Genomic DNA, 324 nt, shown 5'->3' on the forward strand with positions numbered 1-324 from the left:
GGAGCATGCCGCGCACTGGGGCCACGAACGCGGCTGAGCCGGCACGTGGCGGAAACCGCGGTTGAAATGGCGTCGATTCCGCTGCGAAGATCCTGCCATGGACCATTTCCTGCTCTTCTACGACACCGCGCCCGATTACCTGCAGCGGCGCGGCGAGTTCCGCCAGGCCCACCTGGAGTTGGCCTGGGCCGCGGCGGCACGCGGTGAACTGCTGCTCGGCGGCGCGCTGGCCGATCCGGTCGATGGTGCGGTCCTGCTGTTCCAGGGCGACGACCCGACGGTGGCCGAGCGCTTCGCGCGCGCCGATCCCTACGTGCTCAACGG

Annotated in this window: 1 protein-coding gene; it reads left to right on the forward strand. The window is 70.1% G+C overall.

Annotated elements, in window-relative coordinates; all coding sequences use genetic code 11:
• Positions 1 to 61: 61 nt before the first annotated feature.
• Positions 62 to 324, forward strand: a 263-nt coding sequence (locus tag SB773_RS30740) for a YciI-like protein (protein WP_410594019.1), incomplete at its 3' end; no start/stop codon positions are given.

The sequence above is a fragment of the Bacillus sp. SIMBA_074 genome (assembly GCF_046534555.1).
GTDB classification, from domain to species: Bacteria; Bacillota; Bacilli; order Bacillales; family Bacillaceae_G; genus Bacillus_A; species Bacillus_A mycoides.